This window comes from Streptomyces sp. H27-H5, assembly GCF_026627505.1.
Classification (GTDB): domain Bacteria; phylum Actinomycetota; class Actinomycetes; order Streptomycetales; family Streptomycetaceae; genus Streptomyces.
Genome location: NZ_JAPNLK010000048.1, coordinates 45,151 through 71,898, shown reverse-complemented (window position 1 = coordinate 71,898; position 26,748 = coordinate 45,151). Strand labels below are relative to the sequence as shown.

At 72.4% G+C, this 26,748-nt stretch carries 20 protein-coding genes and 1 pseudogene; 11 read left to right on the top strand and 10 right to left on the bottom strand.

Going from position 1 to position 26,748, the window contains the following annotated elements:
* Positions 1 to 404 precede the first annotated feature (404 nt).
* From OTB19_RS23650 to der, 4 genes are all read left to right on the top strand, one after another.
* Positions 405 to 1,493, top strand: a complete 1,089-nt coding sequence (locus tag OTB19_RS23650; protein WP_267800364.1) for a prephenate dehydrogenase — start codon at positions 405 to 407, stop codon at positions 1,491 to 1,493.
* A 197-nt stretch (positions 1,494 to 1,690) separates the two neighbouring features.
* Positions 1,691 to 2,425, top strand: a complete 735-nt coding sequence (gene cmk, locus OTB19_RS23645; RefSeq protein WP_267800363.1) for a (d)CMP kinase — start codon at positions 1,691 to 1,693, stop codon at positions 2,423 to 2,425.
* 56 nt (positions 2,426 to 2,481) lie between these two features.
* Positions 2,482 to 3,069 (top strand): lysophospholipid acyltransferase family protein, encoded by a 588-nt coding sequence (locus OTB19_RS23640; protein WP_267800369.1) that lies wholly within the window; start codon positions 2,482 to 2,484, stop codon positions 3,067 to 3,069.
* A 75-nt stretch (positions 3,070 to 3,144) separates the two neighbouring features.
* Complete coding sequence (der, locus tag OTB19_RS23635) at positions 3,145 to 4,599, top strand: ribosome biogenesis GTPase Der (RefSeq protein WP_267800362.1); 1,455 nt, start codon at positions 3,145 to 3,147, stop codon at positions 4,597 to 4,599.
* A 25-nt stretch (positions 4,600 to 4,624) separates the two neighbouring features.
* Here der and OTB19_RS23630 read toward each other — a convergent pair whose 3' ends face one another.
* The gene (locus tag OTB19_RS23630; RefSeq protein ID WP_324289531.1) at positions 4,625 to 5,008 is read right to left on the bottom strand and encodes a hypothetical protein; all 384 of its coding nucleotides are present in this window, start codon (positions 5,006 to 5,008) and stop codon (positions 4,625 to 4,627) included.
* 230 nt (positions 5,009 to 5,238) lie between these two features.
* Positions 5,239 to 6,057 carry a hypothetical protein gene (locus OTB19_RS23625; RefSeq protein WP_267800360.1) on the bottom strand — a complete coding sequence of 273 codons (819 nt, stop codon included), beginning with the start codon at positions 6,055 to 6,057 and terminating at the stop codon, positions 5,239 to 5,241.
* A gap of 295 nt (positions 6,058 to 6,352) precedes the next feature.
* Here OTB19_RS23625 and OTB19_RS23620 point away from each other — a divergent pair, with 295 nt between their 5' ends.
* Positions 6,353 to 7,078: a transglycosylase family protein gene (locus tag OTB19_RS23620; protein WP_267800359.1), complete on the top strand. Its 726-nt coding sequence runs from the start codon at positions 6,353 to 6,355 to the stop codon at positions 7,076 to 7,078.
* A gap of 54 nt (positions 7,079 to 7,132) precedes the next feature.
* A complete protein-coding gene (locus OTB19_RS23615; protein WP_267800358.1) occupies positions 7,133 to 7,642 on the top strand; it encodes a hypothetical protein in 510 nt (169 codons plus the stop codon).
* Positions 7,643 to 8,156: 514 nt separating this feature from the next.
* Here OTB19_RS23615 and OTB19_RS23610 read toward each other — a convergent pair.
* Positions 8,157 to 9,245 (bottom strand): phosphatase PAP2 family protein, encoded by a 1,089-nt coding sequence (locus tag OTB19_RS23610; RefSeq protein ID WP_267800357.1) that lies wholly within the window; start codon positions 9,243 to 9,245, stop codon positions 8,157 to 8,159.
* 235 nt (positions 9,246 to 9,480) lie between these two features.
* A complete protein-coding gene (locus tag OTB19_RS23605; protein ID WP_267800356.1) occupies positions 9,481 to 10,596 on the bottom strand; it encodes a glycosyltransferase family 39 protein in 1,116 nt (371 codons plus the stop codon).
* 283 nt (positions 10,597 to 10,879) lie between these two features.
* Here OTB19_RS23605 and OTB19_RS23600 point away from each other — a divergent pair, with 283 nt between their 5' ends.
* Positions 10,880 to 12,568 (top strand): MFS transporter, encoded by a 1,689-nt coding sequence (locus tag OTB19_RS23600; RefSeq protein WP_267800355.1) that lies wholly within the window; start codon positions 10,880 to 10,882, stop codon positions 12,566 to 12,568.
* A gap of 107 nt (positions 12,569 to 12,675) precedes the next feature.
* The gene (locus OTB19_RS23595) at positions 12,676 to 13,845 is read left to right on the top strand and encodes an acyl-CoA dehydrogenase family protein (protein WP_267800354.1); all 1,170 of its coding nucleotides are present in this window, start codon (positions 12,676 to 12,678) and stop codon (positions 13,843 to 13,845) included.
* Positions 13,846 to 13,854: 9 nt separating this feature from the next.
* Here the strand turns inward: OTB19_RS23595 and OTB19_RS23590 are convergent, their stop codons facing one another.
* The gene (locus tag OTB19_RS23590; RefSeq protein WP_267800353.1) at positions 13,855 to 14,316 is read right to left on the bottom strand and encodes a cell division protein SepF; all 462 of its coding nucleotides are present in this window, start codon (positions 14,314 to 14,316) and stop codon (positions 13,855 to 13,857) included.
* A gap of 284 nt (positions 14,317 to 14,600) precedes the next feature.
* Between OTB19_RS23590 and OTB19_RS23585 the strand changes: the two genes are divergently transcribed.
* The 3 genes from OTB19_RS23585 (at position 14,601) to OTB19_RS23575 (ending at position 17,790) form a co-directional block, all read left to right on the top strand.
* Positions 14,601 to 15,866: a DUF5685 family protein gene (locus OTB19_RS23585; protein WP_267800352.1), complete on the top strand. Its 1,266-nt coding sequence runs from the start codon at positions 14,601 to 14,603 to the stop codon at positions 15,864 to 15,866.
* A 79-nt stretch (positions 15,867 to 15,945) separates the two neighbouring features.
* Positions 15,946 to 16,764, top strand: a complete 819-nt coding sequence (locus tag OTB19_RS23580) for a DUF1684 domain-containing protein (protein WP_267800351.1) — start codon at positions 15,946 to 15,948, stop codon at positions 16,762 to 16,764.
* Positions 16,765 to 16,914: 150 nt separating this feature from the next.
* Positions 16,915 to 17,790 (top strand): S1 family peptidase, encoded by an 876-nt coding sequence (locus OTB19_RS23575; protein WP_267800350.1) that lies wholly within the window; start codon positions 16,915 to 16,917, stop codon positions 17,788 to 17,790.
* 231 nt (positions 17,791 to 18,021) lie between these two features.
* On the opposite strand, the pseudogene OTB19_RS23570 reads toward OTB19_RS23575, so the two are convergent.
* The 5 genes and pseudogenes from OTB19_RS23570 to fxsBH all read right to left on the bottom strand — a co-directional run.
* Positions 18,022 to 18,150: pseudogene (locus OTB19_RS23570) on the bottom strand (DUF4231 domain-containing protein); the annotation flags it as partial.
* Positions 18,151 to 18,226: 76 nt separating this feature from the next.
* Positions 18,227 to 22,210, bottom strand: a complete 3,984-nt coding sequence (gene fxsT, locus OTB19_RS23565) for an FxSxx-COOH system tetratricopeptide repeat protein (protein ID WP_267800349.1) — start codon at positions 22,208 to 22,210, stop codon at positions 18,227 to 18,229.
* The gene (locus tag OTB19_RS23560; RefSeq protein ID WP_267800368.1) at positions 22,194 to 23,660 is read right to left on the bottom strand and encodes a TIR-like protein FxsC; all 1,467 of its coding nucleotides are present in this window, start codon (positions 23,658 to 23,660) and stop codon (positions 22,194 to 22,196) included. Before OTB19_RS23560 ends, fxsT begins: the two co-directional genes overlap by 17 nt.
* A gap of 43 nt (positions 23,661 to 23,703) precedes the next feature.
* Entirely contained in the window at positions 23,704 to 24,477 is a 774-nt protein-coding gene (locus tag OTB19_RS23555; RefSeq protein WP_267800348.1) for an aminoglycoside N(3)-acetyltransferase, read from the bottom strand.
* On the bottom strand, positions 24,474 to 26,738 hold the full coding sequence (gene fxsBH / locus OTB19_RS23550) for a radical SAM/SPASM protein FxsBH, inactivated beta-hydroxylase extension form (protein ID WP_267800347.1): 2,265 nt from the start codon (positions 26,736 to 26,738) through the stop codon (positions 24,474 to 24,476). The genes OTB19_RS23555 and fxsBH overlap by 4 nt, the downstream gene beginning before the upstream one ends.
* Positions 26,739 to 26,748 lie beyond the last annotated feature (10 nt).

Below are 26,748 nucleotides of genomic sequence, written 5' to 3'. Positions count from 1 at the left end.
CCACCGTGTGCCGGACCGAAGCCGGGTCGTCCGAGGACCGCTTCCCGCAGGATGCCTGCGCGCTCACACAGCGTCACCAATCCAGCCACGCCCAACCGGCAAAGGACCTGCGACGCGCTGCACTAGGTCCTGTCGTCGAAGTCCCGCCTGGCCCGCGGTGTCCGGTACCGCACCTCGCCGCGTTGTCGGCACCCGAGTACGTCCCGTACACGGGCGCCGCTGCGCCTTGCGATGCACGGCACCGGAGACCGCGGGTCCTACCGGCGCCACTTCGACGACAGGACCCAGGCCCCGTCCGCGAGGGCCCGGCGGTCGTCCCACGGGCCGGCCACCGGGCCCTCGCGCCGCGCGCGCCGGCTACCCTGAGTCAGGCCCGCCGTCACGCGATCATCCTGGAGCAGCTCGTGAGAACCGCCGTCGTCATCGGAACCGGACTGATCGGCACCTCCGCGGCGCTCGCCCTGACCGCCCGCGGCATCACCGTGCACCTCGTCGACCACGACCCGGCGCAGGCGCGTACGGCCGCCGCCCTGGGCGCCGGCACGGACGAGGCCCCCGAGCACAAGGTGGACCTGGCGATCGTGGCCGTCCCGCCCGCCCACGTCGCGACGGCGCTGGCCGACGCGATCGGCCGGGACCTGGCCCGCGCCTACGTGGACGTGGCCAGCGTCAAGGGCGGCCCGCGCCGGGAACTCACGGCCATGGGCGTGGACGCGAGCACCTACATCGGCACGCACCCGATGGCCGGCAAGGAGCGGTCCGGGCCGCTCGCCGCGACCGCCGACCTGTTCGAGGGCCGCCCGTGGGTGCTGACGCCGACCCGGGACACCGACCACGAGGTGCTGAACCTCGCGCTGGAACTGGTGGCGTTGTGCCGGGCCGTCCCGGTGGTGATGGACGCGGACGCCCACGACCGCGCGGTGGCCCTCGTCTCGCACACCCCCCAACTGGTGTCGAGCATGGTGGCGGCCCGACTGGAGGAGGCCGACGAGACGGCCGTCCGACTGTGCGGGCAGGGGATCCGGGACGTCACGCGGATCGCGGCGTCGGACCCGCGGATGTGGGTGGAGATCCTCTCCGCGAACCCGGGACCGGTCGCCGACGTCCTGGCCGGGATCGCCGCCGACCTGGAGGAGACGGTGGAGGCCCTGCGCGGGCTCCAGTCGGCGGACGAGGCCAAGCGCCGGGGCGGGGCCGCCGGGATCGAGGACGTGCTGAGGCGGGGCAACGCGGGCCGGGTCCGGGTCCCGGGCAAGCACGGCGCGGCGCCGATGGCGTACGAGACGGTCGGGGTGTTCATCAGCGACAAGCCGGGCGAACTGGCACGGATCTTCGCCGACGCCGGCCGGGCCGGCGTGAACATCGAGGACGTGCGGATCGAGCACGCGACGGGACAGCAGGCCGGTCTCGTACAGCTGATGGTGGAGCCCCGCGCGGTGGCGCCCCTGGAGGCCGAACTGCGCGAGCGCGGCTGGGCGCTGCGCCAGCAGTAACCCCCCCAAGCCGCGGCCGGTACCGCCCGGGTACCCGGCCGCCGCCCCGTATTCCCGCCGGTCACCGCCCTTCCCGGGCGTCGACGCGGGCCCGTCCCTCCCGGGCGGGACGGGGAGCGGCCAGGGCCCGGTAACCTGGGGAGGGGCGCTATTGGCGCGCCCGGACACGTACGCGCAACCAGGAAGGTGCCCGCACCGTGGAATCCGCAGCTCCGTCCGCCGTGATCGTCGCCATCGACGGTCCCTCCGGCACGGGCAAGTCCAGCACCTCCAAGGCCGTGGCCGCCAAGCTCGGGCTGCGCTACCTGGACACCGGTGCCCAGTACCGGGCCATCACCTGGTGGATGATCACCAACGGCGTCGACATCGACGACCCGCAGGCCATCGCCCTTGCCGCGGACAAGCCCGCCATCGTGTCCGGCACGGACCCGTCCGCGCCCACCATCACCGTCGACGGACTGGACGCCGCCGGCCCCATCCGCACCCGGGACGTCACCTCCAAGGTCAGCGCCGTCAGCGCCGTCCCCGAGGTGCGCGCCCTGATCACCCGACTCCAGCGCTCGATCGCGGCCGAGGCCGCCGAGAGCGCCGAGGGCATCGTCGTGGAGGGCCGCGACATCGGCACCACGGTCCTGCCCGACGCCGACCTCAAGGTCTTCCTGACCGCCTCGGCCGAGGCCCGCGCCGCCCGCCGCAGCGGCGAACTGCGCGGCAAGGAGGCCGCGGACCTCGCGGCCACCAAGGAAGCCCTGATCAAGCGGGACGCCGCCGACTCCGGCCGCAAGACCTCCCCGCTGGCCAAGGCCGACGACGCGGTCGAGGTGGACACCACCGAGCTCACGCTCGACCAGGTCATCGAATGCGTGGTGACGCTGGTCGCGGAGCGGCAGAGCGCGGCCGAGGACGCCGGGAAGCGGGCGGGTCGCCAGTGAGCGGAACGCCCTCCCTCAAGGGTGCGGCGGTCGGCCGGAGGATCGGCATCGGGCTGATGTACGGGCTGTGGAAGCCGCGCGTACTGGGAGCCTGGAAGGTGCCCGCGAAGGGCCCCGTCATCCTCGCCGTGAACCACTCCCACAACATAGACGGGCCCATGGTGATGGGGACCGCGCCGCGACCGCTGCACTTCCTGATCAAGAAGGAAGCGTACGTGGGTCCCCTCGGCCCGTTCCTCGACGGCATCGGGCAGGTGAAGGTCGACCGCACCGGCGCCGACCGCACCGCCATCGGCCGCGCCCTCGACGTGCTCGACAACGGCGGCGCCCTGGGGATCTTCCCCGAGGGCACCCGGGGCGAGGGCGACTTCGCCTCGCTCCGCGCCGGCCTCGCGTACTTCGCGGTGCGCAGCGGCGCCCCCGTCGTGCCCGTCGCCGTGCTCGGCAGCACCGAGAGCCGCGGCCGGCTCGTGAAGGGCCTGCCGGCCCTCAAGAGCCGGGTCGACGTGGTCTTCGGCTCCGCCTTCGACGCCGGGGACGGCACGGGCCGTCGCACCCGCACCGCCTTGGACGAGGCCACCGTACGCATCCAGGACCGGCTGACCGCCCACCTGGCCGACGCCAAGCGCCTCACCGGGCGCTGAGCGAGACTTGACCCAGTAGTGGAACCGCGCCGCGCGGGTACCACCGATCACCACGAACGACGAGGAACGGACTTCATGAACGACCAGCACGACCACGGAGCACTTGGCGACGCCGAGTACGCGGAGTTCATGGAGCTCGCCGCGGAAGAAGGCTTCGACGTCGAGGACGTCGAAGGCGCCCTGGAGGAGGCGGGCCACGGCCCGCTGCCCGTCCTCGCCGTCGTCGGCCGGCCGAACGTCGGCAAGTCGACCCTGGTGAACCGCATCATCGGCCGCCGCGAGGCCGTCGTCGAAGACAAGCCGGGCGTCACCCGCGACCGCGTCACCTACGAGGCCGAATGGGCCGGCCGCCGCTTCAAGGTCGTCGACACCGGCGGCTGGGAACAGGACGTCCTCGGCCTCGATGCCGCCGTCGCCGCCCAGGCCGAGTACGCCATCGAGAGCGCCGACGCGGTCGTCTTCGTCGTGGACGCCAAGGTCGGCGCCACCGACACCGACGAGGCCGTCGTCAGGCTGCTGCGCCGGGCCGGCAAGCCCGTCGTGCTCTGCGCCAACAAGGTCGACGGCCAGAGCGGCGAGTCCGACGCGGCGTCCCTGTGGTCGCTGGGCCTCGGCCTGCCGCACCCGGTCTCCTCCCTGCACGGACGCGGCACGGGCGACATGCTCGACGCCGTCCTGGAGGCCCTCCCCGAGGCCCCCTCGCAGACCTTCGGCACCGCCATCGGCGGCCCCCGCCGCATCGCGCTGATCGGCCGCCCCAACGTGGGCAAGTCCTCGCTCCTGAACAAGGTCGCGAAGGAGGACCGCGTCGTCGTCAACGAACTGGCCGGCACCACCCGCGACCCGGTCGACGAGCTGATCCAACTCGGCGGGGTCACCTGGAAGTTCGTGGACACCGCGGGCATCCGCAAGAAGGTCCACCTCCAGCAGGGCGCCGACTACTACGCCTCGCTGCGCACGGCCGCCGCCGTGGAGAAGGCGGAGGTCGCGGTCATCCTGATCGACTCGACCGAGACCATCAGCGTCCAGGACCAGCGCATCATCACCATGGCCGTCGAGGCGGGCCGCGCGATCGTGATCGCGTACAACAAGTGGGACGAGCTCGACGAGGAGCGCCGCTACTACCTCGAACGCGAGATCGAGACCGAGATGCAGCAGGTCGCCTGGGCGCCCCGCGTCAACGTCTCGGCGCTCACCGGCCGCCACATGGAGAAGCTGGTCCCGGCGATCGAGACCGCGCTGGCGGGCTGGGAGACGCGCGTCCCCACCGGTCGGCTGAACGCGTTCCTCGGCGAGGTCGTCGCCGCCCACCCGCACCCGATCCGCGGCGGCAAGCAGCCCCGCATCCTGTTCGGGACCCAGGCGGGAAGCAAGCCGCCGCGCTTCGTCCTCTTCGCCTCCGGCTTCCTGGAGCACGGCTACCGCCGCTTCATCGAGCGCCGGTTGCGCGAGGAGTTCGGTTTCGCCGGCACCCCCATCCACATCTCGGTGCGGGTGCGCGAGAAGCGCGGCGCGCAGTACAAGAAGTAGGCGTACGCGCCGACTGCCGCCGGGGTCAGTAGCCCCGGCGCGGAGCGGGCGGCAGGGCCGCCGGGACGTGTTGCATCCCGGACTGGTGCTGCCGCCCGTTGGCGTATCCCTGACCGGAGCCCGTGGAGTGGGCGTACGAGGGCAGCGGGGCCGGGACGTACGGGGCGGGCTGCCAGGCCTCCACCTGCTGCCAGGAGGGCGTGCTCCAGGCGGCCGCGTACGAGCCGCCTCCCGCCCCGGACCCGCCGTGGCCGCCCCCGTAGGAGAAGGCCGTGAAGCCGAGGTCCTCCTCGCCCGTACGGTCACCCGGCAGGGTCCGGAAGGCGCGCAGGTACTCCGAGTACAACGTGTCGTAGATCGGGGTGTGCGAGGCGATCGGGGCGATGTCCCGATCCCGGGACGGGCGCATCGGGGGGACGGTGCTCGAATGGGACGGGGCGCGGGAGACGTCGTGTGAATGCACGTATCAGCCAACGAACCCGGGGCTCTGCGGATGCGGGGTGAACGGGGAGAAAACGCAGATCGCCGGGGGTGCGCGGGACGGACCGCGCACCCCCGGCGCATGCGGTCCGGCCCCTTCGGCGGGGGAGGGCGACCGTTTCGGCGGGGAGTGAGGGACGAGCGGGAAGGGCGCGGGGATCAGGCGCCCGGGGTACCGGCCAGGGGCATGGAGGCGGCCACCAGCTGCCCGTTGGCGGCGGCCTTGTCGAGGGCGTCGCGGAGCAGGTCCTCGCGGGGCTGCTGGCCGATGGAGCCGACCGGAGCCGCGTAGATGAGCACGCGCTGGGTCTTGTTGACGGCGGCTCGCCAGCCGTCGGTCACGGACAGCGCCTGGTGCGCCTGCCACCAGTGGATCGGGCTGCCGCCGGCCGGACCGGGCTGGAGCACGGCGTGCAGCTGCCCGGCGGCGAGGAGGACCGACCAGCCGGCCAGCGGCGAGGGGAGCTGCTTGGTGTCGGTGACCGGGATGAAGCCCTGCTCGATGAGGAGCGGAAGGAAGTCGTCGCCGGGGCCGGTGGTGCCGGGACGGGCGATCGGGGCGGTCGGCTCGACGACCAGCGCGGGGTGCAGCTCGTTGTCGATCAGGACCAGGCCGCTGGTGATGCCGAGGACGGCCTGACCGCCGGGCACGGACTGGGGCGCGCCGCCGGGGGCGACCGGGGAGGGGGCGGCCGCCGGGCTGTCGCCGGTGATGCTGGCGACGGCGCCCTGGAGCTGGGCCTCGGGCACGGAGACCACCTGGGAGGGGATGCAGGTGGCGTGGGCGAAGGCGAGGACCGCCGTCTCCTCGCCGACGAACAGGACGGTGCTGGTGGGGTCGCTCTCGGGGTTGCCGGGGGTGCGGCAGGAAGTGCAGTCGTAACTGCCCGGCGCGTCGTCGCCGACGAGCAGCCTGTCGGCTTCTTCGTCACCGATCTCGGCACGTACCTCATCACTGACGTCGAGCATGCGCGGCACGGAGTGGCTCCTCGGACTAGGCGAGCGGGGGCCGGGGGGTCCCGGCTCGCCGGGCACAACGCAGGAGCGGCGGGGTCGGTCACGCCGTTTGAGGGAACGGAATCGAACCGGCCACCCGGGAGGGTGAACGGCTCGACGGGGGCTTTGTTTTCGTGCCAACTCTTTTCTGTTTGTGCTCAGTTGCCGGTCGCTGCCGGCCGGTTCGCGGGAGGCCGGCAGTCGGCCGTCCGGGTGGGCGCCGGGGCGGTCGCGCGGCGGTCCGGGAGGTCGGCGGCGGGCCGCGTAGCGTGACCCGATGCCCAACCTCCGGATCCGGTGGGTCGCCTCCGCGACCGCGGTCGCCGCCGCGCTGGTGTTCGTCCGCCCGATCCACGCCGCCGCGGCTCCACCGCCGCCGGCCCCCGGCCCCGCGGGCGCGGCGCACCCCGGTTCCCCCGGCGTGGTGGGCACCGGTCCGGGGGACTGCGGGCCGGGCGGCGAGTGGCCCTGGGACTGCGTGGCCGACTGCGAGAGCAGCGGGCGTTGGGCGGTCAACACGGGCAACGGGTTCTACGGCGGGCTCCAGTTCCGGCAGCCGACCTGGGAGGAACACGGAGGGCTGCTCTTCGCGCCGAGGGCGGACCTGGCGACCAGGGAACAGCAGATCCGGACCGCCGAGGAGGTGCTCGACACCCAGGGCTGGGAGGCCTGGCCGGTGTGCTCGAAGCGGTACGGGCTGAGCGGGCGCACGCACGTGGTGCGGGTGGGGGAGTCGCTGTACTCGATCGCGCGCGAGCACCGGGTGCCGGGCGGCTGGCGGGCGCTGTACGAGGCGAACCGGGCCCTGATCGGTTCGACGCCCGAGGCACTGGTGGTCGGCACGCGGCTGACCCTCCCCGCCCCGCAGCCGACGCACACGGCGCCGCTCCCCGCACGGCCCGGCCCCGCGGCCAAGCCGACGGCCCCGCCCGCCGGGACGGCTCCCGCGATCGGCGCCCCCGCGCCGGGCAGGGCCCCGGGCCCGGCGCCCCGGCCCCGCTGACCGGCGCCGGGGCCATTTCTTGCGGGCGGTCCCGAACGCGCCGACCCTGGAGGCATGAGCGGACACGGACCCTCCCGCCGCATCGCCTGGGCGGTGGCGGCGGCGCTGCTCCTGGCACCCGCCACCGCCTGCACCGCCGCGGCGACCGGGAACGGCGCCGCGAGCGCCTCCTCGGCCCCCGCGACGGCGACCCGGGCGGACGGCCCCGCGGACCCGGCGGCGGCCACGAAGCAGATCGAGGAGAACTGGGCCGCGTTCTTCGACCCGTCGGTCTCCGCCGACCGGAAGGCCGGGCTCCTCCAGAACGGCGACCTGCTCAAACCGCTGCTGGCCGCCGTCGCGGACCATCCCCGGGCCGCGGCCGTGTCGTCCGAGGTCACCGGGGTCACTTTCACCTCGCCGACCGGGGCCGAGGTCACGTACGACCTCCTCGTCAGCGGATTCCCGGTGCTGACCGAGACCAAGGGGAGCGCCGTCCTCCAGGACGGCGTCTGGAAGATCTCCCTCGCGTCCGTCTGCGCCCTGGTGAAGCGGGCCGGCGACCTCGCCGTCCCGGGCTGCTGACGGACGGAGCCGCCTGTCGGCAGCGCGGTGAACCTGGACGTACTTGTGATTCTCCTCATGATCTCGGGTGTGAGTTCGACGTCGCCGAGTCGGTGGAGCCGACCGGGGGATCCGGGCCCCGAGTGACCTTCTCGACCGATCCGTGAAGAACCCGCAAGGAAGCTGACGGGGGTTCAGTACCACTCCTTCGGTGGCTCTCCGGCAATCCTCCGGCAGGAATTCCGTGGCCCTGGAACGGAATGGGAAACAGCCTTCGCGGCGGGCGTGTCGCGGGTCGAAAAGGAATGACTCCGGGCCTCTTGTCGGCCACTTCCGGGTAAGTGGGCCCGGGCAAAGGACTGTCGACAATCCGTGACACAAGCGTGACCCGGTACGGAGGAACCTCAGGGCGCAATGCTGACGGGCCGGGCAGGTGAACGACAGCGGCGGGCCGGTTCGATGAACCGGCCCGCCGTGCTGGGGCGATGTCGCGGGAGGGTCGTGCGTACCGCTCCGCGCGGTGGTCGGGGGCGGCTCAGCCGCCCGCGATCGGCCGGGCCGGCGCCCCCCGGGCGGTGGTCCGCTCGGTGTGCGGCGGCCGGCGGCTGCCGGCCGGGGTGACCGGGGTCCGCTCGGACCGGATCACGTGCGGGCGGGTGGTCAGGTGCGCGACAGGCCTGGGCGTCGGGCCGTGGCCGGTCGGGGCGTTGGCGGCGGGCTGGCCGGCGGCCTGCGCCTGCGGGTTGGCCGGAGCGGCGGCCGGGGCGGGCGCCGCCTCCACGTTCCGCCGGAGCTGCCACTTGCCGCCCGCGGAGAGCAACGGGGTGAGCGCGGCGGCGACCGGCTCGGACACCCGGCCCTCCTCCAGCCGGCGGCGCAGCAGTTCGCGCAGCTCGAAGACGTAGGCCTCGGCCCGGGCGACCAGCGGCTCGGACCAGGGCAGCGCCAACAGGATCAGCAGGCCGGCGGTCCAGCCGAGCAGTACGTCGCTCACCCAGTGGGTGCCGAGGTACACGGTGGTGGCGCCGACGCTCAACGAGACGACCGCGGACACCACCGACAGCACCCGCCGGGTGACCACGGTGGACGCCAGGTAGGCCAGGATTCCCCAGGTCACGACGGCGTTGGCGGTGTGGCCGGAAGGAAATATATCGCCGCCCGCGAAGAGCTCGGCGGAGCCGATCTCGGTCGCGTAGTGCGGGCCGAGCCGGCCGAGGCCGATCTTCACGGCGCCGACGGTGACGTTCAACAGGAGCAGCGCCACGCCGAGGGTGATCAGCGGGCGGAGGGTGTGCTGCCGCCAGGAGCGCCAGCCGAGCCAGGCCGCGACCATGACGGCGGTGGGCCCGCGCTGACCGAGTACGACGAGGTAGTCGAGGAAGGCGTGCAGCTGCGGCCACTGCTCGTAGGGCCGGAAGAACATGATCTGCCAGTCCAACCGGACGAGCCAGGACGTGGTCAACACGGCGACCACGATCGCGAGATAGAACGCGAGCGTGGAACCGAGGAGCACGACGCGGTGCCGGCTCATCCGCGGAGTTTGCAGATGAGCCGGTCGCTCTGGTTCCCGGTCGAGCCGGGCGAAGACCCGCTCGAGACGGGTCAGCATATGGTCGGTACGCACTCAATCGACGTTACCGCGCGTCGAAGCTCGGCCCGGTCGAATCGCCGGCTTTGTGATGACCATGTGATGTGGACTTGGTCTCACACGGTACTTAATTCCCGTTATTCCACTGCCGATTGAAACGCCCGCAGGGCGATTATCGACCCACTTACCGGTCGTTTATCACCGCAGGTCAATTACTTTACTCAAGCATGGATCGGAATGATCCCTTCCGTGACCGCGGCCCCGGCCGGGCTCACGGGGGCCCCGACCCGTTGAGCCAGAAGGCCCCGTACACCGCGGAGACCGAGGCCACCGCGCCCAGCACCGCGACCGCCCGCCCCGTCCGCAGCCGGGCCAGCGCCGCGGCCACCGGCAGCATCAGCGGGAAGGCGGGGAGCAGCAGCCGGGGCTTGGACCCGAAGTACCCGGACGCGCACAGCGCGAGCGCCACCACGATCCCGCAGTAGACGAGCAGGGCCGCGGGCTGGCGTTGCCGTACGCACAGCCGGTACAGCCACAGCACCAGCGCCACCCCCGCGATGAGCCCGATCCCGGCCGCGAACGCCGGCGAGGCCAGTCGGGCCCCGATGAACCGGGCGAAGGCCCAGCCCCCGTCGAACCCGTTGCCCCAGCCGCCCTGCACGTCGAGGTAGCCCAGCAGGCCGTCGCCGGTGCGCGCCCCGACCCACAGCACGTACGCCGCCGCGCCGAGCGGGGCCAGCAGCGCCCCCACCGCCATCCGCCAGGACCGCTCCCCGCGCCGCAGGGCCAGTACCGCCGCGACCCACACCGCCGCGACGACCGCGGCGCCGACCGGGCGGGTCAGCCCGGCCGCCGCCGCGAACAGGCCCGCCGTGATCCAGCGGCCGCGCAGGACCCCGTACAGGGACCAGACCGCGAGGGCGGTGAACAGCGACTCGCTGTACGCCATGGACTGCACGATCGCGACCGGCAACGCCGCCCAGGCGGCGACGGCCAGGACCCCGACCCGGCGGCCGTACAGGGAGTCGGCGACCGCGAAGATCCCCCAGGCCGCCGCGAGCCCCGCGACGGCGGAGACCACCAGGCCGGCCGAGCCGTACGAGAAGCCGGTCACCGCCGCCACCAGGCGCTCCAGCCAGGGCAGCAGGGGGAAGAACGCCAGGTTGGAGTGGACGTCGCCGTTCGGCAGGAGCACCTCGTACCCGTAGCCCTCGGCGGCGATCCGGGCGTACCAGAGGGAGTCCCAGCGCGCCGACAGCAGTGTGCGCGGGCTGCTGTCGACCGCCGCCCCCCACAGCGCGAGCACGCTCAGCCCGAGCAGCCTGACCGCCGCGAACGCGACCAGGGCGGGCGCGGCCCGACGAAATCCAAGATCCTTCACGGGCATGATTATCGACGCCGGCCCACCCGGCGCCGGACCAGAACCACGGCCCGTCACCGGGCGTGTACACGAGGGAAGGGAGGGGGTCGGAGCGAGTGGCGCACACCACACGCAGGCCCCCGTCGGGATGAGAGCTTGACCACGTGTGGGGCAAACGAACTCGCGTACGCTGACCGTTCACTCGCTTGTCGATGCCGGACCCCGCAGGACGCCGCACCCCCGCCCCACCCCCGTGGCTCCACACGACGCTGGTCCGCCGAGTGCGAGGGATCACCTGGGAGGTACATGCATGTCGGGGACGAACGTGACCGGAGACCGGAACCCTTCCCCCTGGCAGCGAATCAGCGCCGCCTCCGGCGGGGCGAACCGTTGGGTCGTCCTCGCCGTCCTCTGCGTCAGCCTCGTGCTCGTCGCGCTCGACGCGACGATCCTGCACGTCGCCGTTCCCGCCGTCACCGAGGACCTGCGCCCCGGCTCGATCGAGCTCCTCTGGATCGTCGACGCCTACCCGCTGGTCTGCGCCGCGCTGCTGATCCTCTTCGGCACCCTCGGGGACCGGGTCGGCCGCCGTCGGATCCTGCTCCTCGGCTACGGGCTCTTCGGCATCGCCTCCGCGATCGCCGCCCTCGCCGACAACGCCCAGATCCTCATCGCCGCCCGCGCCCTGCTCGGCATCGGCGGGGCGATGATCATGCCGGCCACCCTGTCGATCCTGCGCCAGGTCTTCCCCGACCGCCGCGAGCGCGCCCTCGCCATCGGCATCTGGACCGCCGTCGCGGCCATCGGCGCGGCCAGTGGCCCCGTCCTCGGTGGATTCCTCGTCCAGCACTATTGGTGGGGCTCCGTCTTCCTGATCAACATTCCGCTGATGGCGCTGATCCTGCCGCTCGGCCGGTGGCTGCTGCCCGAGTCCAAGGGCTCCGCGGAGGGGCCCTGGGACGTGCTCGGCGCGCTGATGGCCGCCGGCGGCGTGCTCGGGGCGGTCCTCGGGGTCAAGCGACTCGGCGCCGAACGGCAGCTCGTCGACCCCGAGGCGCTGGTCCCGCTGCTCCTCGGCGTGGCCCTGCTGATCCTCTTCGTACGCCGCCAGCGACGACGCACCCACCCGCTGATCGACACGCGGCTGTTCTCCCGCGCGGCCTTCACCACCTCCGTCGGCTGCATCGTGCTCGCCATGCTGGCCCTGGTCGGCCTGGAGCTGATCGCCGTCCAGTACCTCCAGCTGGTGCTGCGCCTGAGCCCGCTGGAGACCGGCCTGCGGCTGCTGCCGCTGACCTTCGCCGCGATGGCCGCCGGCGCCACCGGCTCGTACACCCTGCAACGGGTCGGCCCGCGCACGATGGTCTCGCTGGGCTTCCTGCTCACCGCCTGCGCCGTGCTCCTGCTGACGCTCATGGGACAGCAGGACCGGCCCGTCCTGCTCACCGTCGGGTTCATCCTGCTCGGCTTCGGCCTCCAGACCACGCTGTTCGCCGCCTATGAGTCCATGCTGAGCGAGGCCCCGGCGGCCACCGCCGGCGGCGCGGCCTCCATCGGCGAGACCTCCTACCAGCTCGGCGCGGGCATGGGCATCGCGCTGCTCGGCAGCGTCATGAACGCGGCCTACGCGCCGGGGCTCGCGCACGTTCCCGGGGTCTCGGCGGCCGACTCCGCCGACGCCGCCAACTCGCTGGGCGAGGCCTACCAGATCGCGGCGCACCTCGGCGGTCCCGCCGGGGCCGCGCTGCACGCCGCCGCCCGGCACTCGTTCGTCCACGGCCTGCACGTGACGCTGGTGGTCAGCGCCGGGCTGCTGTTCGCCGGCGCGGCCATGGCGCTGAAGCTGCCGCGCACGATGGACTGCGCCGCCGACACGGACACCGGCGAACCGCTGCGGCTGCCCGCGCAGGCGAGCGCCGCGGCCCCCGCCGGCGAGCCCGCCGCACGGATCCCCGGCCAGGCGCACGCCGAGTGCGACCCGGCCGCCCGCTCGGCCTGACACCCCGCGTCCGACCGGAACCCTCGCAGGTGGGGGGTGGACCGGGGGCGGGGTCGCGGACACACTGACACCGCCAGGTTTCCACCCTCAGGCCGCCGGGAGGCCACGTGTCCTTCGTACCCACCGATCCGCTCGGGATCGACGAGCTGCTCAGCCCCGAGGACCTCGCGGTCCGCGACACCGTCCGGGACTGGGCCGCCGACCGGGTGCTGCCGCACATCGCCGAGTGGTACGAGAACGGCGAACTGCCCGGGATCCGGGAGCTGGCCCGGGAACTCGGCTCGATCGGCGCCCTCGGGATGTCGCTGACCGGATACGGGTGCGCGGGCGCCTCCGCCGTGCAGTACGGCCTGGCCTGCCTGGAGCTGGAGGCCGCCGACTCCGGCATCCGCTCGCTGGTCTCCGTACAGGGCTCGCTGGCCATGTACGCGATCTGGAAGTACGGCTCCGAGGAGCAGAAGGAGCGCTGGCTGCCCGGCATGGCCGCCGGCGAGCTGATCGGCTGCTTCGGCCTGACCGAACCCGACGTCGGTTCGGACCCCGCCGCGATGCGCACGTACGCCAAGCGCGACGGCACCGACTGGGTGTTGACCGGCCGCAAGATGTGGATCACCAACGGCTCGGTGGCCTCCGTCGCCGTGGTGTGGGCGCAGACCGACGAGGGCATCCGCGGGTTCGCCGTGCCCACCGACAGCGCCGGGTTCTCCGCGCCGGAGATCAAGCACAAGTGGTCCCTGCGCGCCTCGGTGACCAGCGAGCTGGTGATGGACGACGTACGTCTGCCCGCGGACGCGGTGCTTCCGGGCGTCACCGGGCTCAAGGGGCCGCTGGGCTGTCTCAGCCACGCGCGGTACGGGATCGTCTGGGGCTCCATGGGGGCGGCGCGCGCCTCCTTCGAGTCCGCGCTCGACTACGCGAAGACGCGGGAGCAGTTCGGAAGGCCGATCGGAGGCTTCCAGCTCACCCAGGCCAAGCTCGCGGACATGGCACTGGAACTCCACAAGGGCATCCTGCTCGCCCACCACCTGGGTCGCCGCATGGACGCGGGAACCCTGCGGCCGGAGCAGATCAGTTTCGGCAAACTCAACAACGTCCGCGAGGCCATCGACATCTGCCGCACCGCGCGGACCATCCTCGGCGCGAACGGGATCTCCCTGGAATATCCCGTGATGCGGCACGCCACCAACCTCGAATCGGTCCTCACCTACGAGGGCACCGTCGAGATGCACCAATTGGTGCTGGGCAAGGCACTCACCGGGCTCGACGCCTTCCGGTGAGGGCCTTGCTCAGCTCTGGTTGAAGAAGTCGCGCGAGCGCCCGCCGGGCTCGCCGCTGACGATCTGGGTGTCGGCCGGGGTCAGGAGGAAGACCCTGGTCGCCACCCGCTCGATCGATCCGCGCAGTCCGAAGGTCAGGCCGGCCGCGAAGTCGACCACGCGCTTCGCGTCGCCCGGGTCCATCGACGACAGGTTCACGATGACCGGGACGCCCTCGCGGAACAGTTCGCCGATGCCGCGGGCGTCACGGAAGCCGTCGGGCGTCACGGTCGCGATCCGCCGACCCTGCTCGACCTCGGACTCCGAGGCCACCTTGACGCGCGGGTCGGTGACCCACTGGTCACCGGGGCCCGAGACGGACCCGCCCTGCTGGCGCTCCACCGCCTCCGCGTAGTCGTCGTCGTAGTACCGCTCGTCGTCGTTGTCTTCCACGAGACCCAACCAGGCACTCGCCTTGCGCACCGAACCCATGGACGCCTCCTTTCACCGCGGTCAGTTGTCTTCTCTCCGCTGCCCCTATGGTCGTCCATGATGCTGACAACGCGCCAAGTGGATAGCCGCCGCGCCGGCTTTTCGTGACGGTACTGGTGCAGAACATTCGTTGCACGACTAAGGTGCGCGACGGCCTACCGCTGCTGACTGAGTGAAAATACGACCGCCACCTCCTTTCGGGTGATGCGCTGGTGCGTACGGGTGACCGCGATGGCTCGATACCATGCCCGGTAAGCACGCGCATGACACACGGGGGAAGCAGATTGTTCGGCATCGTCAGACCTTGCACGCACCGGCTGGGAGAGCGCTTCAAGACCGAGTGGATGGCTCATCTCTGCGGTCTCTGCCTGGCACTTCGCGGTGACCACGGACAGTTCGCCAGGATCGTGACCAACTACGACGGCCTGCTGGTATCCGTTCTGACGGAGGCTCAGTCCGGTCCGGATCCGCGGGCGCGACGCACCGCCGGCCCCTGCCCGCTGCGCGGCATGCGCACCGCCGCCGTCGCCAAGGGGGAGGGTGCGCGTCTCGCGGCCGCCGTCTCGCTCGTGCTGGCCTCCGCGAAGGTGCGCGACCACGTGGCCGACCGGGACGGGCTGTTGGCCCGGGCGCCGATCGCCGCCGCCGCGCGCAAGGTGGCCCGGGGCTGGGACCGGGCCGGCGCCCGCACCGGGGCCTCGCTCGGCTTCGACACGGCCGTGCTCGTCGACGCCGTGGACCGCCAGGGCGGCATCGAGGTGCTGGCCGGGATCGGAACGTCCGTTCTGGTGGTGACCGAGCCGACGGAGACCGCGACCGCGGCGGCCTTCGCGCATACCGCGGTCCTCGCGGGACGGCCAGGCAACACCGCCCCGCTCGCCGAGGCGGGCCGGTACTTCGGCCGGCTCGCGCACCTGCTGGACGCCGTGGAGGACCAGCGGGCCGACGCCGCGGCCGGCGCCTGGAACCCGCTCACCGCCACCGGCACCTCCCTCACCGAGGCGCGCAGGCTCTGTGACGACGCCCTGCGCGGCATCCGGCTGGCCCTGCGCGAGGTGGAGTTCGCGGACGCGGGTCTCGCCCACCGGCTGCTGGTGCACGAGCTGCGCACCTCCGTCGACCGGGCCTTCGGGACGACCGCCTGCGGTCACACGGGCGACCACGCCGCCGTGAACGCCGGCGGGGGCTTCGGCCCGGCCCCGCAGGGCTACGACGCCCCGGGCGCGGGGGGCCCGTACGGCGGCGGGAACCCGTACGCGCCGGGCGCCCCGTACGCCCCCGGGGGTCCCGGGACTCCTCCGCCGATGGGGCCGGGCGGGCCGGGCGGTGGCGGTGGCGGTGGGTTGCCTCCGCAGCGACCGCGCCGCGGGCTGCTCGCGGGCTGCGCGGTGGCCGTCGGGCTCTTCTGCACCTGCCAACTCTGCTGCACGGAGCACGAGGGGCCGTGGTCCCGGCAGAAGCGGGACCCGTGGTGCGACGGATGCGATGGATGCGACTGCTGTGACAGCTGCGGCGACGGGTGCTGCTGCTGCCCGTGCGACGGCTGCTGAGTTCCTCTCAGATATTTCCCAGGTCCGGACGGGGTACCCCGCGGTTCCCGTCCGGACCGGCGTGGAAAGGTTGAGCGGCATGAACCATGACGACGACACCGACCCCGAGACCGCCTGGCGGCGCTGGCACGAGCATCGGCTGGCGACCGTGTCCGCCCCGCACGGTCCGCTCGCGCTGACCGGTACCCACTGGCTCGCCGACTACCCGAAAGGTCGAATTCCGGCCGTTCCCGGGGAATGGCGCACCACCGACGCGGGGGTCGCCCTGCACGCCGACCCCGAGGACGGGCTGAGCCTCGACGGCGCCCCCTTCGCCGGCGACGCCGTGCTCGCGGCCGACGAGGCGCCGCCCTCGCACTCCCGGATCTCCGCGGGCGACCTCCGGATCGTGGTGATCCGGCGGGAGGGGGAGTGGGCGGTACGCGTCTTCGACCCCGCCTCCGGGGCCCGGCGGGACTTCACCGGCATCGAGGTCGGCCCGTACGACCCGGAACTCGCCCTTCCGGGGCGCTTTCGGCCGTACGACCGGGACCGGACGGTCCAGGTCGAGAACGCCGACGGGCGGGACCGCGGGCTCGGCCTGGGAGGGGAGCTGCTCTTCATCCGCGACGGGGTGGAACACGCACTCCAGGTGGCCGTGGACGAGGAGGACGGGAGCCTGTGGGCCGTCTTCGGCGATGCCACCGGCGGGGTGTCCAGCTACCGGTTCCGCTTCCTCAAGCCCGGCGCCCCCGGCGAGGACGGCTCGATCACCGTGGACTTCAATAGGGCCCAGCTGCCGCCCTGCGCCTTCGCGGACCACTTCATCTGTCCGTTCCCGCCACCCGGGAACACGCTGCCGTTCGAGGTGCCGGCGGGTGAGCGGAGGCTGAAAGCCGCTCTTGTCGCGGGAATCTGACACCAGGACACTCCCGAAAGCGTCTCTCACGAGGCTTGTCAGGGGCACGACGAACGGGCATGCGCCCGTCGTGCCCCCGACCGCCTCTCTCCCGGGCTCCGGCACCCCCACCCCCGCCGGGCCCCCCATCCCCTCCGGGAGGACGAGTCAGTGAGGATCCAGAGCATCACCCGAATCAAGCTTCTCGCGGCGGCCACCGGCCTGGCCGCCGTCGCCGCGCTCGGCGCACCCGCCACGGCGAGCGCCGACAGCGGCTTCAGCGCCGATCGCCTCGCCTCGGCAGGCGCCTCCGTGCTGCGCGCCGACGTGGCGGGCACGGCCTGGCACACCGACCCCGCCAACGGAACCCTCGTGGTCACCGCGGACTCCAGGGTGTCGGCCGCCGACATCGCCAGGATCCGCCGCGAGGCCGGCCCCGACGCCGGCGCCCTGCGCATCGAGCGCACCCCGGGCAAGCTGACGAAACTGTTGTCCGGCGGTGACGCCATCTACGCGTCGAGCTGGCGCTGTTCGCTCGGCTTCAACGTGCGCAGCGGCAGCACCTACTACATCCTGACCGCCGGTCACTGCACCGACGGAGCCGGCACCTGGTGGAGCAACTCCGCCCACACCACCGTCATCGGCCCCACCGTCGGCTCCAGCTTCCCGACCAATGACTACGGCCTGATCAAGTACAACAGCAGCACCCCGATCCCGCCGGGCACCGTCGGCAGCCAGGACATCACCAGCGCCGTCAACGCCACCACCGGCATGTCCGTCACCCGGCGCGGCTCCACCACCGGCATCCACAGCGGTTCCGTGACCGGCCTCAACGCCACCGTCAACTACGGCGGCGGCGACGTCGTCTACGGCATGATCCGCACCAACGTCTGCGCCGAGCCCGGCGACAGCGGCGGCCCGCTCTACTCCGGCAGCCGTGCCGTGGGTCTCACCTCCGGAGGCAGCGGCAACTGCTCCTCCGGTGGAACGACCTTCTTCCAGCCCGTCGTGGAAGCCCTGAACGCCTACGGCGTCAGCGTCTACTGACCCACGCGCCCCCGTTCGACCCCTGGACGTCCTCCCGCCTTCTGGGAGGATGTCCAGGCGTCCACGGGGGAGGTTTCCGCATGAAACGTATCGGCGTGACCGGACACCGGTCGATTCCCGTCGAGGTGCTCGACCACGTGAGGGACGGCCTACGGGCCGTCCTCGACGGCCACGACGGACCGCTGGAGGCCTTCTCAAGTGGCCCACGGCCGGCCCCGCGGGCAGCGCGGCGGCCCCCGCGGCGACGACGAGCAGCACCAGCTGGGCGCGCGTGGCCTGGGTGGACTCCCGCTGTCGGGAGATCGCCGCCTGATCGGTGTGGTGGAAGAGGGCCGGCAGGTCCTCGTTTCGAAAGGTCATGCTGTCGCTCACAGCGAACCCCCCAGGCTGCTGTCGGGGTGGAGGGCGACCCGTGCGGGGGCCGCCCTCCGTCGGATCACACGGCGAGGGGCTCCAGGTCGCGGTGCACCCGCCGCTCGTCACGGGCGTAGCGGGTCAGACCGTGGTCCTCGCCCAGCAGCCGCGTCAGTTCGGCCACCGCCTCCGCCCGCACCCGGGCGGCCTCCTCCTTGCGCCCCATCATGTCCAGGCTGACGGCCATGTTGGAGGCGCTCGCCAGGGTCTCGGGGTGATGCACTCCCAGCGCCTCGCGCAGCCGCATCACCGACAGCCGCTCCAGTTCCAGCGCGCCCTCCGGATCACCCAGGTCCGCCCGGGCGTTGGCCAGGTTCAGATGGGTGAAGATCGTGTGCGGGTGGTTGTCGCCCAGCACCTCGCGCATGTGCCGGATCGTCTGCCGCAGCATCGGCTCCGCCGTGTCCGCCGCCCCCGTGCCCCAGTGGAACACCGCGAGGTTGTTGAGCGCGGCGAGGGTGTACGGGTGCCGCTCGCCCGGCACCTTCATGAACTCGTCCACCACCTCCTGCGCCAGGTCCCGCGCCGCGCCCGGATCACCCGTCGCGAACAGGTCCGAGGCGAGGTTGAGTTCGCAGGCCAACAGGTCGGGGTTGACCGAGGTGTACTTGGCCCGGTACCGGTTGCGGGTCGCCGTCGTCAGCCGCAGCGCGTCCTCCAACTCGCCCGCCCTGCGCAGCGACACCGCCAGGTTCTTCGCGGCCGACAGGGTGCCCGGGAAGGCCCGGCCCAGCGTCCGCTTGTAGATCTCGTACGTCCGCGCCAGGAGCTGCACCGAGTCGTCGTACCGGCCCACCTCGCGCAGGTCACGGGCCAGGTTCTGGGCCGACGAGAGCGTGTACGGGTGGTCCGTGCCCAGCACCTCGGTACGCCGGTCGAAGACCTCCTGGTCGATCTCCCGGGCCCGCGCGTACTGGCCGACCATGCGCAGGTTCAGCGCCAGGTTGTTGGCCGCGGCCAGGGTGCGGGGGTGCGCCTCGTGGAATATCTGGCTGAAGCCCTCGTGGGCGGCCGTCGCCAGCTCCATCGCCTCCGCATACCGGCCCAGCGCCCCCAGGTCCATCGCCAGACCACTGGTGGTCATGTACGTGTGCGGGTGGGAGGGGCCGAGCACCGTCCGCTGCCGCTCCAGCGTGACCTCGCCCAGCTCCTGCGCCTCCACGAACCGGCCCTGCGAGCGCAGGATGTTGGACAGGTGGAAGCGCAGGTACAGGTACTGGAGGTCGTCGTTGCCGAGGGTGTCCTTCCAGATCTCCCGCAACTCCTCGCCGAGTTGGTACGCGGCCTTGAAGTCTCCGCGCTTCCAGAGGTAGCGCACCCGGTCGATCAACAGCCGGCGGGTCTCCGGCTCCTTGCAGTTGCGGGCCTCGGAGGGCGTCAGGTGCGGCCATATGGTGTTGAACCGCGGCCAGGTCTCCGGATTGTCTATCGGCTCGTCGTCGTCCGGCCGGGCCCCCGCCAGGATCCGGTGCACCGCGTGCCGGGCCTCGCGCTGTTCCTCCTCCGAGAGCTGGGCCCGGATCACGGCCTGCACCAGCCGGTGCACCTGGATGCTGTTGCCGACCTGGTCGACCTTGGCCATCGCGAACCGGCCGATCTCCCGGATCACCCGGCCCAGCATCAGCTTCTCCTGGAGCGAGGAGTCGTACGGCTTGAGCGCGTTGATCATCTCCTTGCTGTAGAGGAGGTTCGCGGAGATCGGCTCGGGCGCGAAGAACGCGCAGAGCTGGAGCAGCCGCACGGCGGCGGGGGAGCGGGACTGGAGCCGCTCGATGGACACGTTCCAGGTGGCGGCGACCGGCTCCGGGTAACCGGGGGGCTGGTTCAGCCCCAGCACCCGGGCCGCCTGCTCCGCCAACTGCTCCAGGTACGCGGACACCGGCGTCGCCGTCTCCGCGATCCAGGCGCCCGCCTGTTCGACCGCCAACGGCAGGTCGCCCACCGCCACGGCCACCTGCTCGGCGTCCTCCTTGGTGAGTCCCGGGGCCCGGCGCTGGAGGTGCTCGATGGACTCCTCGCGCAGGAACACGTCCACCGGGAGCGCGTCGCCGTACTGCGACCAGGACTGGTTGCGCGAGGTCACCAGCACGTGCCCCGGGCCGCCCGGCGGGAAGAACCGCTTCAGCGTCTCGGGATCGTCGGCGTTGTCGAAGACCAACAGCCACCGCGAGGTCGGCACCCCGCGCCGCAGCAGGTCGATCGCCTCCTGGGAGGCGGCCGACATGTCCTCGCCGGTCTGCGCGCCCAGGCGTACGGCCAGCTCCGCGAGGGCCGCCACCACGTCGTCGGTCTGTTCCGAGGAGATCCACCAGACCAGGTCGTAGTCGGCCATGAACCGGTGGACGTACTCCAGCGCCACCTGTGTCTTGCCCACGCCGCCGAGCCCGTACAGGGTCTGCGGCTGCGGCAGCACCACGGCCATGCCGCCGCCGAGCTGGTCGCGCATCCGCTCCAGCACGATGCTGCGGCCCGTGAACCCGGGGTTGCGGGGCGGCGCGTTCCAGATCTTCGGGACCGTCCCCGGGAACCGGGGCCCCGGCTGGGTGGTGCTGTTGACGGAGTCCGGCAGGGCCATCGGCCGCTCCACCGCGCGGAGCAGCGCCGTGGTGGCGTGCACCTCGTCGAGGCGGAACAGGTCCACCGGGTTGCGGTCGATGTACGGGGTCGCCAGCCGTACGTCGCCCACGCGCAGCGGCACCAGCTGGCGCCGGCCCCCGGTGGGGTCCTCCGCCGCCGCCCGGTTCCAGACGTCCACGGCCCGGGCGGACTTGAGGTAGGCGCTGGAGAGCAGCACCACGGTCCGGGCCGCGTTGTCGACGCTGATGCCGGCCCCGCCGAGGGTGTCCCCGGCTCCGCCCCCGTCGACCGGCGCGCGTTCGGCGGAGACGTCCTGCGGCACCACCCGGAACCCGGCCCGGGTGAGCACCGACTCGATCCAGTCGGCCCACATGCGGTTCTCGGCGACGTAGGACAGGAACAGGTCGGCGGGCAGGGCCGGGCGCCGCCGGGTGAAGGCGTCCCGGATCCGCATCCGGACGTCCTCCGCGATGGCGGGCATCGAGACGATCTCGCCCTCGGTGACCACCGCCGTCAACCGCTCGAACGCGGAGAGCAGGGAGTTGGTGAGACCGGCCTCGTCACCGAAGGTGGCCAGGGTCTCCTCGTAGGCGTAGTAGGGCCGGTACGGGATCTCCACCGCGCCCCAGTACGAGGTGAGTTCGTCCCCGACGAGACCGTTGGGGAAGCGGTCGAACCGGATCCGGGCCAAGGCCCGGCCCGCGTCGGCCTTCTCCTTCTCACCCTCGTCGATGCGCATCGGAACCGGATAGATCTTGATGCCCCGGTCGTTGAACCGCTCGTCGATCTGGCGCGCCACCGAGGCGGCGCCGTCGATCGACTGGTCGGAGAGGGTGAAGCAGTCCACCAGGACGTCCGGCAGGTGCACCGTGCAGATGTCCGCGATGTCGGACAGGCCGGTCCGGCTGTCGATCAGGACGTAGTCGTAGTTCCTCTTCATGTCGGCGCGTAAGGCGTCGAAGAAGAGACCACCGCCGAGCCGGTCGTAGAAGTTGTCCCAGTCGAAGGTGGAGACGGTCGCCGAGTACTCGCGGTTCTGTCGGCCCGCCGAGACGAAGTCGAGCGTGCCGCCGTCCGGGAACTCCCAGCCCAGGGTCTCCGGGGTGAGCGAGACGGCGTGCGGCTGGATCCGCGCGTAGTCCTTGTGCCAGTCGTCGGCGCGCTGCACCGGACTGGTGGCGGCCCAGGCGTACTCGCTGATCAGGTCGATGACCCCGGTGGTGGCCCCCAGGGTGGAGGGGTCCAGGAAGGGGTGGAAGAAACGGTGCAGCCCCGGGGCCTCCAGGTCCCAGTCGACGGCGAGCACGCGCTTGCCGTTGGCCGCGAGGATCCAGGCGGTGTTGGCGAGCGCCATCGTGCGGCCGGTACCGCCCTTGTACGAGTAGAAGGTGACGATGCGTCCCTCACGGCTGTCACGACTCGCTGTCATCCGCGTCCCCCCGGTCTGATTCGTTGTGGTCGGCGGCGCCCCTGCCGCGCGGCTCGCCGTTGCGGTCCTCGCCGTCCCCGTGATCGTGGTCGTGATCTTCGCCGTCCCGGTGTTCGCCGCCCCGGGATTCGCTGTCGGGCGGGAAGGGGGCGCGCGGCGGCAGCGGCGCGGGCGGCCCGTTCATCCCCATCGGCCCGATCAGCCGCGGGCGTTCGGTGTGGGTGTTGCCGGCCGGTGGATAGACCTGGGCGTGTCTGAGGAACTGCTGCGCTGCCGCCTCCACGACCTGCGGCAGGATCTGCCCGAGCGTCTCCATGTTGGCCACGCCGTTCGCGGCGGCCCGGCATGCGGCCCGGCCCTGGCTCATCTTCACGGGCATGGTGTCCTCCAGCCGGTGCGCCAGCTCGTTCTCCTTCGCCCGACTCTGGTGGTCGTACCGGTTCCACGGCACGACCACGTTGATCCACGGCCGGGACTCCTGGTCGAAGGCGGCGAGTCGCCGGCGGCGCTGCTCGTCCTCCACCGCCCAGCGGTCGACGATCAGGATCTCCGGGCGGGTCGGCGGCTGCTTGCTGTCGAAGTGTCCCGCCTCGTCGTCGAAGGAACCGATGGTGGTCTGGTAGTTGAGGTTCCTGACCAGGTCCTCCGCGATCAGCGCGACGGGCCGCTGGGACGCCGGGTGGTACGGGTTCCAGTCCAGCGCGCTGTCCCCGTAGTACTCGGGGCTGCGTCCCTCCGGAAGGTCGTGGCGGGACGCGGCCGCGACGGTCACGTGCAGGGAGCGGGTGGGATTGTCGGAGCTGCCGAAGGCGCTGGGCACGACCCGGTAGTCCACCGGGCGGACGGGGTCGAGGCGGACGGTCTCGGCGACCCGGACGATCCGCTTGGCGAGTTCGTAGACGGCCCGCTCGTACTGCTCGGCGTACCCCCGCAGTTTGATCAGCCCGTACAGCCCGTCGGTGACGTAGCGCTCGCCGAAGGTGTTGTGGTTGAACTGCAACCGCTCGGCGGGACCGGGGAGTTGGGACGGCGGTACCGGTACCCACAACGCGGGGACGATGGCCTCGGCCGGCTGGTTGCTCGCCGCTCCGTGCTGGATGGCGCGCTGCGCGAAGGCGAACCACTCCTTCCCGCACATCTCGCTGGCGAAGTAGCGCGGCGAGAACAGCGGGACGAAGACCCGGCAGGTGGCGAGTGCCGTCCCCAGCCGCTCCGACCAGCCCTCGCCGCTGCGTATCTCCCGGTCCATGAAACCCGCCTCGGACCCGGCGGGCAGATCGGTCAGCGCCATGACGTGACTGCAGAGATCACGGAAGAGACGCTCGACCCACATGTCCGGGTCGGGCCCCCCGGCCCCGAATCTCGGTGTATGCGCATAACTGAGAAAGAAGTACGGCTGCACTGATGCGGGCACACGCCCCCCGTCCCGAAGATGCGAGCGAAGAAACATCATTCCGGAGCTGCTTCGCGACATCCCCTCATCGTTCAGTCAATCAGCATCTGTTTTCGGTCATCCAGTCAAGCGCGTGATCGACGGCATCCGGAATCGAGAAGAGCAGGGCCGGCGCCCCGCCCACCCGACCCCTGCGCACCTGTGAATCCGGAAACGTCCCGCCGATCTCCGCGAAGTCGCTGTCGTCCAGTGCCACGTCCTCGTACGCGGTCCATTCCTCCCCCTGTTGATCCCCCGGAAGGTTCACCTTCACCACACAGTCGTACATGCGCAAGGGGGGCTTCGGAATTCGATACTCCGCGAGATGGAAAGCAGTGCAAACTGAAAACCCCACATTGATCATGAGTACCTGCCCTCCCTCCCCACACAGCTTTCCCAGGGGCGACTCCTCGCCCATGTGGCTTTCGATCCGATGACCCGCGCACAGGCCCTCCGCGCCCCCGCCGAGCGCGGCGAAGGACGTCTGAGGGTGGGCGCTGCGCACGGCCCCCGGCGCGGTGCGCACGGCCTCGGCCAGGGCGCCCATGCCCTGACTCGGCGTGGTCGCCGGGTCGAAGGCCGGCATCCGGGCGCGGAAGGCTGCCGTCTCGGACGGGCTCAGCCCGGCGATCCTGGCCAGGTGGGCTCCGGAGGTGAGGGAGTTCTCCGGGGTGAAGGTCGGTACCACCAGCGTGCCGTGCGGGCCGAGGACCCCCGTCAGGGCGTCGCGCAGCTCCTCGGCGCGCAGACCGGTCCCGCCGAGCGCGGCGTGCACCAGGAGCCGGGACCGGGGTCGGACGCCGAGCAGGCGCAGGTGGACGGCGAGGGCGCTCACGCGTCGACCGCCTTCAGCTCCCAGCGCAGTTCCTCCACGAGACGTTTGCCCGTGATCGTCAGTTCGGCCGCCCCGGACAGCCGGTCCAGGGCCCGGTGGATGGGGTCGGCGGAGCCGGGCTCCGGGCCCGCGACGGCCCGCCGGTACGCCTCCACCGCCACCCGCTCGTGTACGTCGGCCAACAGTCGGGACACCGGGACGGGCCGCTCCCGCCAGGGCGACGGGTGCTGCCACTCCCCGTCCAGGGCGTACAGGTCGGCCACCTCGGTCAGGGCGCGCAGGCGGGCCCGCCTGCGGCCGGTCAGCAGCGCGAGCGCCGTCTCCCGGGCCCCCGCCCCGTACGGGACGCCGAGCGCCCCGGGGGCGTGCCGGCCGGCCTCCCCCCAGCCGTGCTCCCGGGGCCCGCCGGCCAGCGGGGTCAGCGTGGTGAGCCCGGCGGCGGCCGCCCGGGCGAACTCCGGGACCGTGTCCTGCAGCAGGGCCCAGGCCCGGTCCAGGAGACCCCGCCACTCCTCGGCCTCGCCCGCCCCGAGCCGCAGCCGGGGCGGGCGGGCGAAGCAGTTGCGGTACGGATCCAGGTCCTCCAGGGCCACCGGCGCCGCGTCCGGCCCGGGCGACCAGGTCCGTACGGGCTGCCAGCGCGCGTCCCCCGCCGCCGGACCGAAGCGGTGCTCGGCGCGGCCGTCCCGTACGGCGTACCCGTCGTCGACGGCGCGGAGCGCGGCCCGCCCCCGCGTGCCCGGCTCGCCGAGCCGCAGCAGTCCCAGGGACGGCAGGTACACCTCGCCGTCCCGGTAGGCCACGTCGGCCGGCAGGTCCAGTCCGCCCCGCAGCACGGCGGCGGCGGCCAGCGCGGCCAGCCGGCGGGCCGGGCCGGTGTCCTCCCGGGGGCCCTCGTCCTGCGTGTCCAGGGCCGCCAGTACCCACGTCCGGGTGAACGGGTGGTCCAGTACGGCGTCCAGGGCGTCCGCGCCGGCGTCCCCGGACCGCTCCACGGCCGCCAGCAGTTCCCAGGCCCGGGCCCAGTCGGGGTCACCCGTCCGGTCGGCGTTCAACCGGGCGAGCAGCACCCGGGTCAGCTCCTGCTGGGACCGGGCCAGTTCGGTGGGGTCGGTGAGCTCCGGGGCGGTCTCGCGCCGTGCGGTGCGACCCTCCACCCCGTCCACCAGCTCGCGCAGGTCGGCGCAGTACACGGAGGGATGGTCGAAGCTCCCGCCGGTCGCCGGGTCGGGCCGGTAGCGATGGGCGTAGAGTCCGCCGCCGCACGAGCGTACGACGGGGCAGCGCCGGCACGTCTCGCTGACACCGGCCAGCCCCTGCTGCCGGGCGCGCACCCCGGGGTGCGCCGCCACCTGGTCGAAGGTGTGGTCGAAGACGTTGAAGCCGGTGGCCGCGGCCCCCTCGAAGGCGGTCTTGAGGGAGTCGACCTGCTCCAGTTGTCCGTCGGTCTCGACGACGACGAGGTCGGTCGGGGCCAGGCCCAGGGACTCCGTCAGGCTGGGTCCGCCGCGCAGGGTGGACAGCAGCGACTCGAAGAGCCTTACGGGGACGGGGCGTTCCCGGCGCTCCCAGTGGTCGAAGACCCGCAGCAGCCAGCGCGCGTAGGCGTCGGGGGCGCCGTCCGGGCGGGCCGGCGGGGTCTCCCAGGTGGCGTGGGGGAGCAGGAAGTCCACCCGGGGCGGCTCCAGCTCGACGAGGGCGTCGAGCACGGCGACGGGATCGTTGGCCACGTCCACCGTGCAGAGCAGCCCCTGGTAGAGGTGGCGGTAGGGCTCGGAGCGGAGCAGCGCGACGGCGGCGAGGACCAGGGGGTGGCTGGTGCGGCCGTCCGCGAACCGGCGGTGGCGGTCGTTCGCGGCGCGATCCCCGTCGAGGGAGATGCCGACCCGGACGTCGTACTCGGCGAAGAGGTCCAGATGACGGTGGCCGAGCTGGAGCCCGTTGGTGTGGATGCGCAGGTCCAGGGCGGCGATTCCGTCGAGGGCGCGGGTGAATTCCTCGCACACGAGGCGGAGTCGGGCGGTGCCCGCCAGCAGGGGTTCCCCTCCGTGGAGAATCACCGTGACAGAGGGGAGGGCATGGTCACGGGCATGTTCGGCGAGCCGCGACGCAGTGTGTGCGATCACCTCGGGGGAGATCACCTTCGGTCGGGCTCGCCAGCTCTGATCTGCGTGTTCGTAGACGTAGCAATGATCACAAGCGAGATCGCATCTGCTGTGAACTTTCAGGACGATCTCGCGAAATGCGATCAGGCCGGTCATTCCACCAGTC

Excerpts from the sequence above, each read along its gene's own strand:
- OTB19_RS23640 (WP_267800369.1), top strand. The coding sequence starts at position 2,482 with ATGTACGGGCTGTGGAAGCCGCGCGTACTGGGAGCCTGGAAGGTGCCC.
- der (WP_267800362.1), top strand. The coding sequence starts at position 3,145 with ATGAACGACCAGCACGACCACGGAGCACTTGGCGACGCCGAGTACGCG.
- OTB19_RS23630 (WP_324289531.1), bottom strand. The coding sequence starts at position 5,008 with ATGCGCCCGTCCCGGGATCGGGACATCGCCCCGATCGCCTCGCACACC.
- OTB19_RS23620 (WP_267800359.1), top strand. The coding sequence starts at position 6,353 with ATGCCCAACCTCCGGATCCGGTGGGTCGCCTCCGCGACCGCGGTCGCC.
- OTB19_RS23615 (WP_267800358.1), top strand. The coding sequence starts at position 7,133 with ATGAGCGGACACGGACCCTCCCGCCGCATCGCCTGGGCGGTGGCGGCG.
- OTB19_RS23605 (WP_267800356.1), bottom strand. The coding sequence starts at position 10,596 with ATGCCCGTGAAGGATCTTGGATTTCGTCGGGCCGCGCCCGCCCTGGTC.
- OTB19_RS23600 (WP_267800355.1), top strand. The coding sequence starts at position 10,880 with ATGTCGGGGACGAACGTGACCGGAGACCGGAACCCTTCCCCCTGGCAG.
- OTB19_RS23590 (WP_267800353.1), bottom strand. The coding sequence starts at position 14,316 with ATGGGTTCGGTGCGCAAGGCGAGTGCCTGGTTGGGTCTCGTGGAAGAC.
- OTB19_RS23580 (WP_267800351.1), top strand. The coding sequence starts at position 15,946 with ATGAACCATGACGACGACACCGACCCCGAGACCGCCTGGCGGCGCTGG.
- fxsT (WP_267800349.1), bottom strand. The coding sequence starts at position 22,210 with ATGACAGCGAGTCGTGACAGCCGTGAGGGACGCATCGTCACCTTCTAC.
- OTB19_RS23560 (WP_267800368.1), bottom strand. The coding sequence starts at position 23,660 with ATGTTTCTTCGCTCGCATCTTCGGGACGGGGGGCGTGTGCCCGCATCA.
- fxsBH (WP_267800347.1), bottom strand. The coding sequence starts at position 26,738 with ATGACCGGCCTGATCGCATTTCGCGAGATCGTCCTGAAAGTTCACAGC.